Raw genomic sequence first — 16,305 nt, forward strand, 5'->3', positions numbered from 1 at the left:
CCGCCTCACGCCTGATGACCCAGCCCACCCTCCGCTCCTGTGCCCCCCTCCACCTGGCAGCCGCTGCCGCCATGGTGGCGGGCCTGGCAGGCTGCAGCAAGCCCGAAGCCACCGGCCCCGCCACCACCAACTTCGATGCCATCACCACCGCGTGCACCCAGTTCCTGGCCGCACGGCAACCCCATGTACTGCCTGGCGCCGCGGGCGACTGGACCCTGACCGGCTACAGCCCTGCCCTGGTCCAGCCCGAAGTCACGCGCACCGAATCCACCGTGACACCCTACGTAGGCAAGCTCGTCATCAAGGACAACGAGGCCCAGGCCCACGCACCCACCGAAGCCGCCGCCCAGGCCATCACCCTCACCCCCGCGCACCTGCTGTCCAACCGCACGCACACCTTCATCTACAGTTTTGACGGCACCCAGTGGCGCTGGCAGAACGGCCAGCGGCTGACCAAGATACCGGGGCAGAACGACCGGCTGGAGGCCGTGGCGCTGGCGGATGTCTCGGCAGCAGGGCCCAGGGGGTTTGCGGGGTGCTTGCCGCGTTGAGTCGGATCAACACGCTCTCTTTTTGATAGCTATTGCCGCATGATTCACTAGCGCTTCCGGCTGTTTTTGATCAAATTCCGCATCAAAACAGCACAGCGCCGCCCACCTCCGCCTCGTGCAGCCTGGTGCCGCACGCCGGCCCTGAGGGCCGTCGCGCAGCCAAGCCATTCACACCGCTCATTCCAGGTCGGCATCCAGCCGGGCGATAAGGCCCTGCGCATTCACGGTGATGTCGAGGTTGCCGATCTCGTGACCAAAATCCCCCGTGAAGTCCACCCGCACCCTCGCGCGCTGCGGCCCCAGGCGTTGCATCGACAGGAACCGGGTCACCGTCTGGTAACCGACGAAGTACTGTTCGACATAGCGGCGTATTCCGGCATGGCCATCAAAACGGTGGCCCGTGGAGGGGTCGTCGATCACGGCATCGTGTGCAAAAAGGGCGAGCACCCGCTCCACCGCCAATGCGTTGGTGGCCGCGATCAGCGCATCCGCCACGTGGCGCAGATGTTCGTGCGTGGGGACCACCGCACCATGCCGCAGGCCTGCAGCGTCGTCCCTGCTGGCTGGCCCGCTGGCGCTTTCTGCCAAAGGTTGACCCGGCTGGCTCATGGCAGCACGCTCACCACCACCTTGCCAAGGGCGCGGCCGCTGGCGACCAGGGCGTGCGCCGCTTCGGCCGTGTCCAGCGTGAAGCTGGTCAGGTCGAGCAATGGCTCCAGTTGCCCCGCTTCCGCGAGCAAGGTGGCCTGCTCCATGATCTCGCCGTGGTGTTCACGGAACTCCCCCGTGAGGATGGGAAGCAGCGTGAACACCCCAGAGAAAGTAGCACCCCGGAACGACAGCGGCGCCAGCTTGTGGGTGCCCCAGCCCAGCGAAGTCACCACACGGCCCGAGTAGCGGCGGACCGCCACAAACGACGCATCCAGCACTGGCCCACCCACGGTGTCGTAAACGATATCGAAGCCCTGGCCGTCGGTAAACGCGTGGACATAGGCCTCGACCGAGGTCGTTTCATGGTCAATCGGCGTGGCGCCCAGGGACCGGATGTAATCGGCCTGCGCCGCCGTGCCCGTGGCGAACACTTCGGCACCCCGCGCGCGGGCCAGCTGCACCGCCACATGGCCCACGCCCCCGGCGCCACCGTGCACCAGCACCTTGTGCCCGCTGCGCACGTTGGCACGGTCCACCAGTCCTTCCCAGGCGGTGATGAAGACCAACGGCAAGGCCGCTGCCTGGCGCATGGTCAGCCGGCCCGGCTTGTGGGCCAACAGGCGTGCATCCACCGCCGCGTATTGCGCCAGGCTGCCTTGCAGCCCGCCAATGCCGCCTGTAAATCCATACACCGCATCCCCCACCTTGAAGCGAGAGACGCCCTGCCCCACCTCCTCCACCACGCCGGCGAGGTCCATGCCCAAAACGGCGGGCAGTGGTTGCTGGGCGTGCTCGGCGGCGCCCGCGCGGATCTTGGTGTCCAGCGGGTTCACGCCGCTGGCGTGGATGCGGACCAGCACCTGGCCCGCCGCGGGCTGGGGCCGGGGCAGCCAGGTGGGGGTCAGTGCGCCGTGGGGGGATGCGAGCACCAGGGCCTGCATGGTGGGGACGGGAGAGGTGGACATGGCGTTTTCCTTCGTGGGGTTGAACAGTGCCGCCAGTTTTCACCTTTCGCTTTTGAATGGAAAGCCACAAGATTGAAACCTTGTCATTCACTTTTGTATGATGCAGCCGATGAACTGGGATGACGTACAGGTGTTCTTGGCCATTGCCCGGCACGGCACGCTGGGTGCGGCAGGCCGCGCCCTCCAACAAAGCCAGCCCACCATGGGCCGCAGGCTGAAGGCGCTGGAACATTCTTTGGGCCACACCCTGTTCCAGCGGACCTCCGAGGGCTTCATCTTGACCGACGAAGGAGCCGCCGTGCTGCGCCACGCCGAGGGCATGGAAGCGCAGGCGCTGTCGTTCTCCCGCCAACTGGACGGCGCAGACCAGCAGCTGGAAGGCGCGCTGCGGGTATCGACCTCTGACTGGTTTGGACTGCATGTGCTGGCGCCGCTGTGCGCCGCGTTCACCCACCACCACCCCCGCGTCAGCATCGAACTCCTGACCGATGCGCGCCTCTTCAGCCTGGCGCGCCGCGAGGCGGACCTGGTGGCGCGCATCGTTCCTTTTGACGAGCCCGACGTCATACAGCGGCGGCTGATGCATGTGCCCTACGCGCTGTACATGCAGCGGGGCGCAGACATGCCCACAGACGGTGCTGACGCCCGCCTCGTCACGATGGACCTGGGATTCAGCGAGATGCCGGACGCGGCCTGGTTGCGCGAGGCCTTTCCTTCGGCGCGCATCGCGTTTCGCAGCAACAACCGGCACGTGCAGGCCGTGGCCTGCGCATCGGGCGCGGGCCTGGCGGTACTGCCTTGCCCGTTGGGTGACTCACACCCCGGCCTGCAAAGGGTGGAGGTCGCCCCAGCGCCGCCAGGGCGCGATGTGTGGCTGGGTTACCACCGGGACCTGCGCCGGGTCCCCCGGCTGCGCGCGCTGGTGGAAATGCTGATGCAAGCGCTGGGCCCTGCTCAGGGCGATGCAGGCGACCAGGGCGGCTGACAAAACGCTGGGAGCGCCGTCGCAGCGCTTGGCTGATGGCGGTCAGCGACCCAGCCCCGCCCCAACGGCCAACACATGCTCGATGAAGCTGTGACACGGGTGGCTCTGGTGCTCCAACACAACCGCTTTGACCAAGATGCCCAGCGGCCCCACCGCCTGTGACTTCCACGGCAACACCGCCAGCTCTCCACGCTGAACCAGCGGCCGCAGCAGGCTGGCGGGCGCGCACATCAGCATGTCGCTGTCGGCCAGCATGGCGTATGCGATCTCCGTCGAACGGCTCGACACGCGGCACAGCTCGGGCACACCACCCAGTTCATCGAAGAGGCTCTCCACCTGCTGGGGTCCCAGCCCGGTCAGGGGTGGGGCCAGCCAGCGCTGGGCCAGCAGCTCTGCGGCCGTGACAGTGGCCTGCCGGGTCAGAGGATGCTCCGGACGACAGGCCACCACAAACCCATCCTGCAGCGCGGCGCAAAACGCAAACCCCTGCGGCAGCGGGGTCGGTTCGCGGCAGATGGCCAGGTCCAGCGTCCCCTCCTGGATGCTCTCCAGCAAGTTGTTGATCGTGACCTCGTGGACATCGATGGCCGCATCCGGATGTACGCCAACGTAGGTCGGGATGGCCACCGTGAGCAGGCCGTTGATGCCCGCCGCAATGCTGCCGATGCGGATCAGCGCAGACGCTGCGCCCTGCTGCAACAGCGCAGCATTGCCTGCGGCGGCCTGGAGCGGAACCAGCGATGCGCGCAACAGCGGCAGGACCGCCTCTCCCAGGCGGGTCAAGCGCATGCCCTTGGAGTGCCGCTCGAACAGAGGGCCGCCCAGAGAGCTTTCCAGCTCGACCAGCGCATGGGTCGCGGCGGGCTGGCTCAGTCCAATGGAGGAAGCCGCCCGGTGCAGGCTCTGCAGGTCGGCGATCGCAATGGCCAGCTGCAGGTGCTTGAGGCGCACCCGCCCCAGGATGCGGTTGAACAGGACGGAAGGCGTCAAATCCGGCATGACTTATTCAAAAATTGAATTCACTTGAAAAAGAAGCATTGGCCTTGTGGAGCCTGCTATGGAACGATCTCGCGCTGGCAAGGGGCAAACCCACGCCAGATGCATTCAATTAACGAATCTTATTCCCGCACCAGCCCGCCGCTGGATGCGAGAGATCTCAGGAGACAAACCACCATGCCATCACCTCAGCGCCAGCCCCTGCGCACGATCACCTTGCACCCCACCCACTTCCTGCTCGCTCCGGTCGTGGGCGCCCTCCTGGCCATGGGCCCAGCACAGGCCGCAGACACCCTGGACACCGCCTGCAAGACCACCGCCGAATGCCAGGCACAGGTCGCCAAGATCCAGGGGCTGGTCAAGGGGGACGCCACCAGCGCCTTGTCCAAGTCGCAGGACACCTTCTACTGGTTTGGCCGCATCAACATGGCATCGACCGTGGTCAACGTGGAGCAAGGCATCATCCCCAAAGCCCAGGCGGGCCGCATTGCGCGGGGCGTGGAGTTGTCGATCACGCAGGCGACGGCCCCGGGTGGCAAGCGCCCCACCGATGTGCTGCAGGTCGAGAAGATCATCACGGACGCCGTGGGCCCCGAGGCCACGCTGATCCACACCGGGCGCAGTCGCCAGGACATCCATTCCACCTTGAACGCCGCGCAGTTGCGCCTGGAGATGCTGGACTTTGCCGATGCCCTGGACCAGGTGCGCGCACGGCTCATTACCATCGCACAGGCGCACACCGCCACCTATGTGCCCGCCTACACCAATGGCGTGCAGGCCATGCCCATCAGCTATGGGCACTACCTCATGGCGTTTGCCGATTCGTTCGCCCGCGACTCGGCACGCATCCGCGAGGCCTACGCCCGCATCAACCTCAGCCCCATGGGCACGGCGGTGCTGGCCAACTCCAGCTGGGGCATCAACCGGGAGCGCCTGGCGCAACTGCTGGGGTTTGACGGGCTCATCGTCAACTCGCTGGATGCCGGACAGATCAGCACGTATGACATCCCGATCGAGGCCACATCCATCGCCAGCTCCACCGCCATACGCGTGGGCGCGTTGATGCAGGATGTGCACACCCAGTACCACCAGACTCGGCCATGGCTGCTGCTGGCGAGCTCCAAGACCTACACCAGCAGCGCCATGCCGCAGAAAGCGAACCCGGGCATCATCCAGAACACCCGCGCCAAGGCCAGCGATGTGGTGGCGTCGGCCCAGGCATCGCTGTGGCGCGCCCATAACGTCACGCCCGGCATGATCGACTACAAGAACACCTGGAGCCCCGGTAGCGCCAAGACTTTTGTCCAGGGCGTGGAGATGCTGCAGCAGCTGGCCGACGTGCTGGACTCGCTGCGCATCGACCCGGCCCGCGCACTGGACGAACTGGAATCCGAATGGACCACATCGATGGAGCTGGCCGAAACCCTGCAGCGCACCCATGCCATTCCGTTCCGGGTGGGCCACCACTTTGCGTCGGACGTGGTGGTGTATGCCAAGGAACGCAACATCCGGCCCAAGGACTTTCCGTATGCCGAAGCCGTGCGCATCTACCGCGAAGCGGGCAAAAAGTACGACATCAAGGACCAGCGCCTGCCGCTCACGGAAAAGGAATTCCGCCGCGCCCTGTCCCCCGCCGAGATGGTGCAGACCCGCACCGGCACAGGCGGCCCCCAGCCCCAGGAGGTCGCGCGCATGGTGGCCGCTGCCAAAGACACGCTGGCCAAGGACCGCGCCTGGTCGGGTGAAGCCCGGCAGCGCCTGCTGGCCGCCGAGGCGGCGCTGAACGCGGCGTTTGAGGGCGTGAAGTCATTGCCCTGAACGGGGGATGTCCGGGGGCGGGCCTGAGGAGAACAAGAAACCGACGGCGTCGCCGGCGTCATTCCAGCCTGCGCCCGTCGGTGTCATCCACCACGCCATCGCCGCCTTGCTGCACCGCTTTTTCGACCGCTTCGCGCGTGAGCGTCGGCACAAAGCTTTCAATGAACCGGTAGGCATAGCCGCGCAGCCAGGCGCCGCGCCGCAGGCCCAGGCGGGTGAGGTTGACCTCGAACAGATGGCCCGCGTCGATGAGCCGCAGGTGGCGGTCGCGCTCTTCATCGACCGCGATGGACGCGACGATGCCCACGCCCATGTCCAGCTCCACATAGGTCTTGATCACGTCAGCGTCCATGGCGGTGAGCACGATGTCGGGCGCAATGCCTTCGCGCGCAAAGGCCTCGTCGATGTGCGCACGGCCGGTGTAGCCCAGCTCGTAGGTGATGATGGGATATTGCGCCAATTGCTCCAGCGTCACCGGGCCGGGCAGGTCGAGCAGGCGGTGGCCCGGGGGCACCACGATGCTGTGCGTCCAGCGGTAGCACGGCAGGGTGACCAGGGCGTCGTAGCCGGCCAGCGCCTCGGTGGCCACGCCGATGTCGGCCTCGCCGGACAACAGCATCTCCGCCACCTGGCGGGGCGAGCCCTGGTGCAGGTGCAGCGACACCTGCGGGAACAACGCCCGAAAGTCGCGCACCACCTGGGGCAGCGCATAACGCGCCTGCGAGTGCGTAGCCGCCACCGACAGGCGCCCCTGCTCGCTGTCGCTGAAGTCCTGGCCGGCACGCCTGAGGTTGTCGGCCTCCAGCAGCAGGCGCTCGACTGTGGGCAACAGCACTTCGCCAGGCGGGGTCAGACCCGTGAGGCGCTTGCCCGCCCGCACAAAAATCTCCACGCCCAGCTCTTCCTCCAGCTCGCGGATCTGGCGGCTCACCCCGGGCTGCGAGGTGTGCAGGATGTGTGCCACTTCGGTCAGGTTGAAGCCCCGCCGCACGGTTTCGCGCACAGAGCGCAGTTGCTGAAAGTTCATGGATGAAAAGCCGGTCTCACAATGTCGATGTGACTGCCACCGCGCGGTGACCGTGTTGGCGACGGCCCCATGCGTTCCGTAGCCAGACAGCCCGTAGCGCAGGGGCCTGTAAATACTATGTTTTTAATAGCATCAAGCGCATATTCCACTAGCGCATCAGTCACTTTTCTTTGGTTTTTTGCCCGTACGGGCCTTACATGCCCCGCTGGGACAGGTCGGGCACATAGCGGTCGGCCTGGATGTCGGGCGACAGCCCGTGGGTGATGACCTCGTCGGTGATGGGCAGGAACTGCGCATTCCACTGCTCCCACGCCGTGCGCAGGCGTTCAAACACTTCGGGGTGCTTGTGGCGCAGGTTGGCGCGCTCCAGCGTGTCGTCTTCCACGTCGAACAAAAACTCGTTGTCGTTGATGCGCAGGTACTTGAAGCGGCCCTCGCGCACGGCGCGCTGGCGCTGCGACTTGTAACGCCAGAACAGCGTGCGCGGGTGCGCAAGCGCATGGCCCTCCAGCACGGGCAGGATGCTCTCGCCGTCGGGCGGGTAGTCGGCCGACGGCGCCACGCCCGCAGCGGCCAGCAGCGTGGGCAACCAGTCCATGGTGGCGGTGACCTGGTCGCTCACCTGCGGTGCAATGCGCGCAGGCCAGCGCAGCAGCGTGGGCACGCGGATGCCGCCTTCGAGCAGCTCGGTCTTCTGGCCGGTGAAGGGCCAGGTCTTGGAAAAGCGCTCGCCGCCGTTGTCGCTGGTGAAGACGACGATGGTGTTGTCGGCCAGGCCTTGTGCCTTGAGCGCATCCAGCACCTGGCCCACCGCCTTGTCGAGCGAGCGCACCATGCGCGCATAGGTGGCGAGGTTGCCGCCGTCGTAGTGAAAGAGGTCTTTCAGGCCCAGCGAGATTTCTTCGTCCTCCGGCCCCACCCAGGGCCAGTGGGGCGCGGTGAAGTGCAGCGACAGAAAGAACGGCTTGGCCGCGCTGCGCTCGCCGATCCAGCGCGTGGCCTCATCGGCCAGCAGCTGGGTGTAGTAGCCCACGCGCTCCACCGGCACCTCGCCTTCGTACAAATCGCGCGCCACGGCATCGCCCACGCCGGGCTTGTGCGTGAAGTAGTCGATGGCACCGCCATAGTTGCCAAAGAAGCGGTCGTAGCCACTCTTGAGCGGGCCGAAGGTGGGCAGGCTGCCCAGGTGCCACTTGCCAATCAACGCCGTGTCATAGCCCGCATCGCGCAGCAACGATGGCAGCGTGGGGTGCTCCGGCGGCAGGCCGTGCACATGGGCCTTGCGCACCAGGGGTTCCTCCAGCCCGCCGCGCAGGCGGTACTGGTAGCGCCCGGTGATCAGCGCAAACCGCGTGGCCGAGCACACAGCCGAGTTGGCATAGGCCTGGGTAAGGCGCACGCCCTCGCCCGCCAGCGCATCGAGGTGCGGCGTGGTGAAGTCGGCCTGGCCGTACACGCTCAGGTCGGCCCAGCCCAGGTCGTCGGCCAGGATAAAGACGATGTTGGGCGCTTGGGTGGAAGCGGAGGCGGCCACATTGGTGGTGATGCTCATGCAGACCCCTTGGCCTTGCCGGCGGCATCGGTCTCGCGCCACTGCTTGTCGAGCTTGAGGTCCTTGACGGCCTGCTGCACGAAGGCGGGCTGGAACCAGGCCTTCACGTCAAACGTCTGGCGGATCAGCCCCAGCTTGACGCCGTCGTCCAGCACGCCCTGGTAACCGGCGATGAAGCCCTCGTCGAGCAGCGGCGAATATCGGGCGTTCAGGTTGTCGCCCGCCAGCTCTTCGCGGAACGACAGCTCGGGGTTGCCGCTGTTGTCGGCATACAGCTTGATCAGCGCCTCGCGGTTGCCCTCTTGCGAAGACCAGTGGGCGGCGCGCACCAGCTGGGTCACCAGGCGCTGGGTGAGCTGCGGGTTCTGTGCAGCGAAATCCTCGGTGGCCAGGATGCCGGAGTTGATGGTGTAGTCCGGCCCACGGCCCTTGGTGCTCAGCGCAATCTGCGCGCCCTGCGCTTTGAGCAGGAACAGGTCCGAGCCGCCGAACGTGGCGTCGATCTGCCCGGCCACCACCGCGGCCTTGGAGGTGGGCCAGTCCATGTTGATGAGCTTCACGTCCTTTTCGGTCAGGCCCGCCGTGGCCAGCAGGTTGTCGAAGGTGCGCTGGTAGGCGGTGCCCTTGAGCACCGTGACCTTCTTGCCCTTGAGGTCGGCCACGGTCTTGATGCTCACGCCCGGCGCCGTGGCCAGATAGCTATTGCTGCCCCGGCCCGTGGCCGCAACGAAGCGGGTGGGCAGACCGCGCGCGCGGCCAATGACGGCAGCCAGGTCGCCCAGCGAGACGATGTCGAGCTGCTTGGCCGACAGCGCCTCGTGCACGGCCGGTCCTGCGCCGCGAAAGAAGTTCCACTCGATCTTGATGCCGTCCTTGGCAAATTCATCTTCCAGCCACTTGTTGGCCTGCAGCACCGCAAACACACTGCCGCCTGGCGAGGGCTTGCCGGCCGTTCCCAGGTCAGGCGAGCCGATGCGGATGACCTTGGCGGGCGACTGTGCGCGCAGCACCATGGGGGCGGCCAATGCGGCAGCGCCAGCCACCAGCAGCGAACGGCGCGTGGAAAAAGCGAGGGGGGTTTGTTGTGTCATGGGAATCTCGGGGATCGGTAAAAGGGGAACAAACAATCAAACGGCAAATTGCCACTGCGCGGCAGGCGCCAGCTGCTCGCCGCGCTTGAGCGGCGGCTCGGCCAGGTCGGCCGCCGGGTGGCCGGAGAACTCGCGCAGCACGCTGTCCTTGATGGCGGTGAACGCGTGCGATGTCCGCTCGCGCGGATGGGGCAAGCCCACGGGCACAGTGCGGCGGATGCGGCCGGGACGCGGCTCCATCACCACCACGCGGTCGCCCAGGTACACGGCCTCTTCCACGTCGTGGGTCACCAAAATCATGGTGATGCCCTCTTGCTGCCAGATGCGGTGCAGCTCCTGCTGCAGGTGGGCGCGGGTCATGGCGTCGAGCGCGCCAAAGGGCTCGTCCAGCAGCAGGATGTCGGGCCGGTTGACCAGCGCCCGCGCAATGGCCACGCGCTGCGACATGCCGCCAGAGAGCTGGTGCGGATAGGCAGTCTCAAAACCTTGCAGGCCCACCAGCGCAATGTGCTCGCGCACGGTGGCGCGCTGCTGGCCCTCGGTCAGGCTGGAGTTGAGCAGGCCCAGCGCCACGTTCTTCTCGACCGTGAGCCAGGGGAACAAGCGGTGCTCCTGGAACACGATCCCCCGGTTGAGGCTGGTGCCCACAATGCGCTGGCCGTTGAGCAGGATCTCGCCCTGGTAATCGCCCTCCAGGCCAATCACCAGCCGGAGCAGCGTGGACTTGCCGCAGCCGCTCGAGCCCACGATGCTCACGAACTCGCCGGGCTCGATGGTGAGGTGGATGTCCTGCAGCACGGGCAGGGCTTCGCCCTTGACCTCGTACTGCTTATTCAGGCCGCGAATGGCCAGGGTACCGGCGTGTGCCATGTTGATTTCCTTGTGTTCGTATGCGTATGCGTATGCGATGCGTCAGCGGCATCAGTACCTGGCGATCGTGCGATCACGCCAGGCCAGCAGGCGCTTTTCCAGTGCGGCCAGCAGCGCGTTCAGTACAAAGCCCACCAGGCCCACCACCACCACGCCAAACAGCACCAGGTCCATCCAGAAATGCTCGCGCCCATCGATCAGCGTGTTGCCAATGCCCTTGCCCGAGGCCAGCAGGTATTCAGCCCCCAGCGTGGCCAGCCAGCTGTAGATAAGCGAGAGCTGGATACCGGTGAACAGTGAGGGCGCGGCGGCAGGCGCCACCACACGGCGCAGCGTTTGCCACACGCTGAACTCGTATACGCGGCCCACTTCCAGGTACTCACGCGGCACGCTGCGCAGGCCCTCCAGCGTGTTGAGCACCACCGGAAAGAACGCCGCCATGGCCACAAACGCTACCTTGGCGGTATCGCCCAGGCCAAACCACATCGACAGCATCGGAATCCACGCAAACAGCGAGATCTGCTTGAGCGTGTGGAACGTGGGCCCCACCAGCCGCTCGGCCCAGCGCGACCAGCCCAGCAGCGCACCCACCGCCAGCCCGATGCCGGAGCCAATGCCGAACCCCCAGGCCATGCGCCACAGGCTGGCCGACAGGGCCACCCACAGTTCGCCACTGACCACCTGGCCCACACCGCGCCGCCATACGGCCAACGGCGATACCAGCAGGGGCGAATCGGACGCCCCCGAAGCCACCACCGCCCACCACGCGGCCAGGATCAGCACGGGCAGCACCCAGCCCCGCAGGCGTGCGGGCACTTTTTGGAACACGTTGCGTTGTACGTTCACAGAAGACATGGGCACACCCCGCTCACAAACCCGGCTTGCGCCAGCGCAGCAGCCAGGCCTCGGACACGGCCAGCAGCTTGTCGATCACAAACCCAACGATGCCCACGGCCAGCACGGCGGCCAGCACCACGTCCAGCTGAAAGAGCTGGCGGCCATAGACGATGAGGAACCCAATGCCCTCCGATGACGCCAGCAGCTCCACCACCACCAGCGCCAGCCAGGCATGGGTGAGGCCATAGCGCACGCCGTTCCAGATGGGTGCCGTAGCCGCCGGAAACACCACCTTGCGCAGCATCTGCCAGCGGGTGAAGCCATACACACGCGCCACCTCCACCAGCCGGTTGGGCACGTTCTGAATGCCCTGGCAGGTGTTGATGGCCACGGGCACCAGCGCGGCCTTGGCAATCAGCAAGAACTTCAGCCCCTCGTCAATGCCCACCAGCAGGATCAGCAGCGGCAGCCAGCCAATCACCGGCACCTGGCTGAAGGCCTTGAACAGCGGAAACACGTAGTCGCGGAAGGTGGGCGACAGGCCCATGGCCCCACCCAGCAACAGCCCCAGCACCAGGCCAATGCCAAAGCCCCCGGCCACGCGCACCATGCTGATGGTGAGGTGGTCCCACAGCTCGCCGCTGGCCAGCAGCTCGGCAAACACCTTGAACACGGCTGCAGGCGGCGGCAGCACCTGCTCGGGCACCCAGCCCCACACGGCCGAGAGCTGCCATAACGCCAGCACAGCCAGCGGAAACGGCCAGGCCCACAGCCAGCGCCAGGCCCAGGCACGTGACGGGCTCTGGGGGGTGGCCGGGGCGGCTGCAGCCCGGGGTGCCGGGGCCGCCTGGGCCCCTGCGGGCAGCGCTGCGGGGCCCCCGGGCCCGGCAGCGTTCAGTGCGGGTATCGCCATCTTTTGCATGTCCTTTTTTGTGTGGTGGCGCTGCAGCCCACGAAGGCGAGCTGCACACCATCAATAACAACCAAAAGGAATGTAAAAGACGTTTGTTATAAAAATAAATGGTTAATACTCATATGCAATGACAAAGATGTTTGCGGCATGAGCTGCGGCTCACGCGTTATGAGCAGGGTCGCGCCAGGGCACAAAAAAGCCCGCCACACACCAGGTGCGGGCGGGCTGCAAAGGGCGGCTTTCGCCGGCCCGTCCCCCTACGACCTATCAATCGTTGCCTACGGCGGCTGGCCTGCGCTCAGAGTGCAGCGGCCAGTTCTCCGTTGCGGCCATACACGGGCCAATAGCCTTCGAGCTTCAGGTCCTTGAGCGCGGCGTCCAGGTAGCGGCGGTCAAACCAGCTGTCGATCTCGGGCTTCTTGCGGATGAGCTTGAGCTTGTGCGCCTCATCGGCCGCATCCTTGTAGCGCGCCACCAGGAAGGGATCGAGCAGCGGCGACAGGCGCACGCGCAGCGGCTGGCCGATGAAGTCTTCGCGCCAGACCTTCTCGGGGTACTCGGCCTTGCCCCACTGGGCAAACAGTTCGGCGCGGCGGTCTTCGTCGGAGTACTTGTGGGCGTAACGCACCACGGTTTTCACCACCCGGTGCACCACCTGCGGGTGCCGCGCCGCAAACTCATCGCTCACCAGGAGCGCCGTCTGGCGCGTGTATTTGAATGAATCTTCCGCCGCCGACCACACCACCTTGGCCAGGCCCTGATCGCGCAGGCGAAACAGGCCCACGTAGCCAAATGCCGCATCCACGTCCTTGCTGACCAGCGCGGCGTCGGCGCTGGGGAAGTCCAGGTTCACCAGCTTCACATCGCGCTCGCTCAGCCCCTTGTCGGCCAGCGCACGCACCGCCGCCAGGTGCAGGTTGGTGCCTTTGAACACCGCCACCTTGCGGCCCTTGAGGTCTTCCAGGCGGCGGATGGACGAGTCGGGCGGCACGGCCAGGTACAACCCTCCACGCACGCCACTGCCCAGGATGATCTTGGTCTTGACATCGCTAGCCCGGTGCACGATGGAAGGCAGATCGCCCTGCCAGGCAAAGTCCAGCTGCTTGTTGACCAGCGCCTCGTTCACGGCGGGGCCTGCACCCTTGAAGAAGGTCCACTGCACCTTCACGCCGTCTTTCTTGAACTCCTCCTCCAGCGCGCCATCGGTATAGGCCAGCGCGGCCGAGGTGCCACCGTGGCGCACCGGGTCGCTGCCCACGCCGCCAGTGGCAATCCCGATGCGGATGACCTTCAGCGGCTCGGGTGCCTGCGCGGCGGCACTGCCCACCCACAGGCCCAAAGCCATTGCCGTTCCCGCTGCCGCCCTGCGCAGCGCTGCGCTCCATAGCGTTCTATTCATGTGTGGACCTTTCGTGCTTGTTGTCATGGATTGACAGCCACTCTAGGCAGGCCAGGCAGCGCCACCAACGACCAAAAACAGATATGCAAATTTGGGCGCGCCAAGCGCCCCACACGCCGCTGCAGAGCGCGGATTTCCGACTATCCATATACGAACTGCTTCGTTGATGCGCTGCGCGTGCACTGTCCCAATCCCATGGGCGTTCTCTTTCATCCACCCTCGTTTCAGAAAGCAGCACCATGTCCAACCTCAACGACCTGCACCCCACCTTCACCCGCTTCGCGGTCGAGCCCTACACCCCCACCATCGGCGCCGTGGTCCACGACCTGGACCTGCGCCAGCCGCTCGATGCCACCACGCAGGCCGAGCTGCGCCAGGCCCTGGCCCTGCACGAGGTGCTGTTCTTCCGCGACCAGCACATCACGCCGCAGCAGCAGGTGGACTTCACCCGCGGCTTTGGCAACGTGGCCGAGGTCAAGGCGTTCTTCCCCCGGCTGGAGAACCACCCCGAGATCGAGATCGTGGAGAGCACGGCCGAGCGCCCCAAGGCATCGAGCAACTGGCACGCCGACATCACCTGGCGCGAGCAGCCACCGCTGGGCACCAGCCTGTATGCGCAGGTGATCCCTGCCAGCGGCGGCGACACGCTCTGGGCCAGCCTCACCGCCGCCTATGCCAGCCTGCCGCCCGCGTTCCAGGCCTATCTGGAGACCCTGACGGCCGTGCACACCTGGGAGATCAGCGGCTGGACCGAGTACCTGCTGCGCAAGGACGCGAGCGGCGACGAGCTGAAGGCCGCCCGCGCCAAGTACCCGCCGGTAGAGCACCCCGTGGTGCGCGTGCACCCTGTCACGGGCAAGAAGGTGCTGTACGTCAACTCCACCTTCACCAGCCACATCAAGGGCCTGTCGCGTGTGGAGAGCGACACCCTGCTGACCCAGCTGTTCGCCCTGCCCCAGGTGCCCGAATTCCAAGCCCGCCTGCGCTGGCAGCCCGGCACGCTGGCCGTGTGGGACAACCGGTCCACCCAGCACTACGCGGTGGGCGACTTCTTCCCGCAGCACCGCAAGCTGCATCGCATCACTATCACGGAGTAACCCCAAGAGATAGCCCCCTGAGTCGCCTTCGGCGCCATCCCCCAAGGGGGGACGCACCCGGAGGCCCGGCGAAGCCGGTTCCACGGGTGCACTGGCCTGGGCCGCGCCAGTGTCGAAGGCCGCGAGCCATCTCCACAAGTTTTGGAATCTCACATGACCCAACCCGACACATCCAGAAAGCTGCGCCTCGGCGCTTTCATCATGGCCACGGGCCACCACGTAGCCGCCTGGCGCCACCCGGGCTCACAGGTCGATTCGGGTGTCAACATCGATCACTACATCGAGGTCGCCAAAACCGCCGAACGTGGCCTGTTTGACCAGGTGTTCGTGGCCGACAGCCCCGGCGTGTGGCACAAGGGCGACCGCGAGTCCTTCAGCCGCCAGGGACGCATCTCGCACTTCGAGCCCGTGACGCTGTGGGCGGCGCTGTCGGTCGCCACCAAGCACATCGGCTTTGTGGCCACAGCCTCCACCACCTACGAAGACCCCTACCTGCTGGCGCGCAAGTTTGCGTCGCTGGACCACATCAGCAAGGGCCGGGCCGCCTGGAACGTAGTGACCACCAGCGCCGAAAACGTGCACGGCAACTTTGGCCTGGACACGCACCCGGACCCCGCCACGCGGTACGAGCGCGCCCACGAATTTGTGGACGTGGTCAAGGGGCTGTGGGACAGCTTTGACGACGACGCCCTGGTGCGCGACCAGGCAAGCGGCATCTACTTTGACCCCGACAAGCTGCACGCACTCAACCACGTGGGCAAACACCTCAAGGTGCAAGGGCCGCTTAACATCGAACGCTCGGTGCAAGGCCACCCAGTGATTGTGCAAGCCGGCTCTTCGGAAGACGGCAAGGAACTGGCCGCCGCGACGGCCGAGGCCATCTTCACCGCCTGGACCAGCCTGGCCGAGGCCCAGGCCTTCTACAAGGATGTGAAGGGTCGTATGGCCAAGTACGGCCGCAGTCCTGAAGAACTGCTGGTGCTTCCCGGCATCTCCCCCGTGATTGGCCGCACCGAGGCAGAAGCCCAGGCCAAGTGGGCCGAGCTGCAGGCCTTGATCCACCCCAGCGTGGGCCTGGCCACTCTCACACCCTTCTGGCCCGGAGAGGACCTGTCGAAGTGGAACCTTGACGCACCTCCGCCGTACATACCCGAGCCACCCAAGGGCATCAACAGCCGCGCCCACGTGGTGCTGGAGCTGGCCCGGCGAGAGAAGTACACCGTGCGTCAGCTGTACGAATACCTCGCCGGTGCACGCGGCCACTGGGTGGTGATCGGTACACCCGAGACCATTGCCGACCGCATGCAGGAATGGTTTGAGAACGGGGCGGCGGACGGCTTCAACGTGATGCCGCCTGTGTTGCCCCAATCACTCAACGAGTTTGTGGACCTGGTGGTGCCTGAACTGCAGCGGCGCGGCCTGTTTCGCACCGCCTACGAAGGCACCACCCTGCGGGAAAACCTGGGCTTGGCACGGCCCGCGAGCCGGTACACAACGCTGCTCGCGAAGGCGGCCTAGGCCTCATGCACGGCGAGCCCAATGACCTCGGCAGG

The 16,305-nt window shown here is 66.1% G+C and carries 15 protein-coding genes; 5 read left to right on the forward strand and 10 right to left on the reverse strand.

What is annotated here, in order from left to right:
- Nucleotides 1–14: 14 nt before the first annotated feature.
- Complete coding sequence (locus C8C96_RS17720) at nucleotides 15–551, forward strand: hypothetical protein (protein WP_121943156.1); 537 nt, start codon at nucleotides 15–17, stop codon at nucleotides 549–551.
- A 177-nt stretch (nucleotides 552–728) separates the two neighbouring features.
- Here C8C96_RS17720 and C8C96_RS17725 read toward each other — a convergent pair whose 3' ends face one another.
- Nucleotides 729–1,160 carry a nuclear transport factor 2 family protein gene (locus tag C8C96_RS17725; protein ID WP_233584265.1) on the reverse strand — a complete coding sequence of 144 codons (432 nt, stop codon included), beginning with the start codon at nucleotides 1,158–1,160 and terminating at the stop codon, nucleotides 729–731.
- Entirely contained in the window at nucleotides 1,157–2,167 is a 1,011-nt protein-coding gene (locus tag C8C96_RS17730) for a zinc-dependent alcohol dehydrogenase family protein (RefSeq protein ID WP_121943157.1), read from the reverse strand. Before C8C96_RS17730 ends, C8C96_RS17725 begins: the two co-directional genes overlap by 4 nt.
- Before the next feature lie 109 nt (nucleotides 2,168–2,276).
- Between C8C96_RS17730 and C8C96_RS17735 the strand changes: the two genes are divergently transcribed.
- A complete protein-coding gene (locus tag C8C96_RS17735; protein WP_121943158.1) occupies nucleotides 2,277–3,152 on the forward strand; it encodes a LysR family transcriptional regulator in 876 nt (291 codons plus the stop codon).
- Nucleotides 3,153–3,194: 42 nt separating this feature from the next.
- On the opposite strand, the gene C8C96_RS17740 is transcribed toward C8C96_RS17735, so the two are convergent.
- The gene (locus C8C96_RS17740; RefSeq protein WP_121943159.1) at nucleotides 3,195–4,151 is read right to left on the reverse strand and encodes a LysR family transcriptional regulator; all 957 of its coding nucleotides are present in this window, start codon (nucleotides 4,149–4,151) and stop codon (nucleotides 3,195–3,197) included.
- Between the two features lie 174 nt (nucleotides 4,152–4,325).
- Between C8C96_RS17740 and C8C96_RS17745 the strand changes: the two genes are divergently transcribed.
- Nucleotides 4,326–5,966 (forward strand): argininosuccinate lyase, encoded by a 1,641-nt coding sequence (locus C8C96_RS17745; RefSeq protein WP_121943160.1) that lies wholly within the window; start codon nucleotides 4,326–4,328, stop codon nucleotides 5,964–5,966.
- Nucleotides 5,967–6,024: 58 nt separating this feature from the next.
- Here C8C96_RS17745 and C8C96_RS17750 read toward each other — a convergent pair whose 3' ends face one another.
- From C8C96_RS17750 to C8C96_RS17780, 7 genes are all read right to left on the reverse strand, one after another.
- Nucleotides 6,025–6,993 carry a CysB family HTH-type transcriptional regulator gene (locus tag C8C96_RS17750; protein ID WP_121943161.1) on the reverse strand — a complete coding sequence of 323 codons (969 nt, stop codon included), beginning with the start codon at nucleotides 6,991–6,993 and terminating at the stop codon, nucleotides 6,025–6,027.
- 193 nt (nucleotides 6,994–7,186) lie between these two features.
- The gene (locus C8C96_RS17755; RefSeq protein WP_121943162.1) at nucleotides 7,187–8,545 is read right to left on the reverse strand and encodes a sulfatase; all 1,359 of its coding nucleotides are present in this window, start codon (nucleotides 8,543–8,545) and stop codon (nucleotides 7,187–7,189) included.
- Nucleotides 8,542–9,636 (reverse strand): ABC transporter substrate-binding protein, encoded by a 1,095-nt coding sequence (locus tag C8C96_RS17760; protein WP_121943163.1) that lies wholly within the window; start codon nucleotides 9,634–9,636, stop codon nucleotides 8,542–8,544. The genes C8C96_RS17755 and C8C96_RS17760 overlap by 4 nt, the downstream gene beginning before the upstream one ends.
- Nucleotides 9,637–9,672: 36 nt before the next feature.
- The gene (locus tag C8C96_RS17765; RefSeq protein WP_116749602.1) at nucleotides 9,673–10,506 is read right to left on the reverse strand and encodes an ABC transporter ATP-binding protein; all 834 of its coding nucleotides are present in this window, start codon (nucleotides 10,504–10,506) and stop codon (nucleotides 9,673–9,675) included.
- 51 nt (nucleotides 10,507–10,557) lie between these two features.
- Nucleotides 10,558–11,361, reverse strand: a complete 804-nt coding sequence (locus C8C96_RS17770) for an ABC transporter permease (protein WP_121943164.1) — start codon at nucleotides 11,359–11,361, stop codon at nucleotides 10,558–10,560.
- 13 nt (nucleotides 11,362–11,374) lie between these two features.
- Entirely contained in the window at nucleotides 11,375–12,256 is an 882-nt protein-coding gene (locus C8C96_RS17775; protein WP_233584266.1) for an ABC transporter permease, read from the reverse strand.
- Nucleotides 12,257–12,554: 298 nt separating this feature from the next.
- On the reverse strand, nucleotides 12,555–13,655 hold the full coding sequence (locus C8C96_RS17780) for an ABC transporter substrate-binding protein (protein WP_121943166.1): 1,101 nt from the start codon (nucleotides 13,653–13,655) through the stop codon (nucleotides 12,555–12,557).
- 239 nt (nucleotides 13,656–13,894) lie between these two features.
- Here C8C96_RS17780 and C8C96_RS17785 point away from each other — a divergent pair, with 239 nt between their 5' ends.
- Both C8C96_RS17785 and C8C96_RS17790 read left to right on the forward strand, forming a co-directional pair.
- A complete protein-coding gene (locus C8C96_RS17785; protein WP_121943167.1) occupies nucleotides 13,895–14,752 on the forward strand; it encodes a TauD/TfdA family dioxygenase in 858 nt (285 codons plus the stop codon).
- A gap of 153 nt (nucleotides 14,753–14,905) precedes the next feature.
- Nucleotides 14,906–16,270 (forward strand): LLM class flavin-dependent oxidoreductase, encoded by a 1,365-nt coding sequence (locus C8C96_RS17790; RefSeq protein WP_121943168.1) that lies wholly within the window; start codon nucleotides 14,906–14,908, stop codon nucleotides 16,268–16,270.
- Nucleotides 16,271–16,305: the final 35 nt, after the last annotated feature.

The sequence above is a fragment of the Acidovorax sp. 100 genome, from assembly GCF_003688355.1.
GTDB classification, from domain to species: domain Bacteria; phylum Pseudomonadota; class Gammaproteobacteria; order Burkholderiales; family Burkholderiaceae_C; genus Acidovorax; species Acidovorax delafieldii.

Bases quoted from the DNA above. Each gene is read 5' to 3' on its own strand.
- C8C96_RS17720 (WP_121943156.1), top strand. From the start codon at position 15: ATGACCCAGCCCACCCTCCGCTCCTGTGCCCCCCTCCACCTGGCAGCC.
- C8C96_RS17725 (WP_233584265.1), bottom strand. From the start codon at position 1,160: ATGAGCCAGCCGGGTCAACCTTTGGCAGAAAGCGCCAGCGGGCCAGCC.
- C8C96_RS17730 (WP_121943157.1), bottom strand. From the start codon at position 2,167: ATGTCCACCTCTCCCGTCCCCACCATGCAGGCCCTGGTGCTCGCATCC.
- C8C96_RS17735 (WP_121943158.1), top strand. From the start codon at position 2,277: ATGAACTGGGATGACGTACAGGTGTTCTTGGCCATTGCCCGGCACGGC.
- C8C96_RS17740 (WP_121943159.1), bottom strand. From the start codon at position 4,151: ATGCCGGATTTGACGCCTTCCGTCCTGTTCAACCGCATCCTGGGGCGG.
- C8C96_RS17745 (WP_121943160.1), top strand. From the start codon at position 4,326: ATGCCATCACCTCAGCGCCAGCCCCTGCGCACGATCACCTTGCACCCC.
- C8C96_RS17750 (WP_121943161.1), bottom strand. From the start codon at position 6,993: ATGAACTTTCAGCAACTGCGCTCTGTGCGCGAAACCGTGCGGCGGGGC.
- C8C96_RS17755 (WP_121943162.1), bottom strand. From the start codon at position 8,545: ATGAGCATCACCACCAATGTGGCCGCCTCCGCTTCCACCCAAGCGCCC.
- C8C96_RS17760 (WP_121943163.1), bottom strand. From the start codon at position 9,636: ATGACACAACAAACCCCCCTCGCTTTTTCCACGCGCCGTTCGCTGCTG.
- C8C96_RS17765 (WP_116749602.1), bottom strand. From the start codon at position 10,506: ATGGCACACGCCGGTACCCTGGCCATTCGCGGCCTGAATAAGCAGTAC.
- C8C96_RS17770 (WP_121943164.1), bottom strand. From the start codon at position 11,361: ATGTCTTCTGTGAACGTACAACGCAACGTGTTCCAAAAAGTGCCCGCA.
- C8C96_RS17775 (WP_233584266.1), bottom strand. From the start codon at position 12,256: ATGGCGATACCCGCACTGAACGCTGCCGGGCCCGGGGGCCCCGCAGCG.
- C8C96_RS17780 (WP_121943166.1), bottom strand. From the start codon at position 13,655: ATGAATAGAACGCTATGGAGCGCAGCGCTGCGCAGGGCGGCAGCGGGA.
- C8C96_RS17785 (WP_121943167.1), top strand. From the start codon at position 13,895: ATGTCCAACCTCAACGACCTGCACCCCACCTTCACCCGCTTCGCGGTC.
- C8C96_RS17790 (WP_121943168.1), top strand. From the start codon at position 14,906: ATGACCCAACCCGACACATCCAGAAAGCTGCGCCTCGGCGCTTTCATC.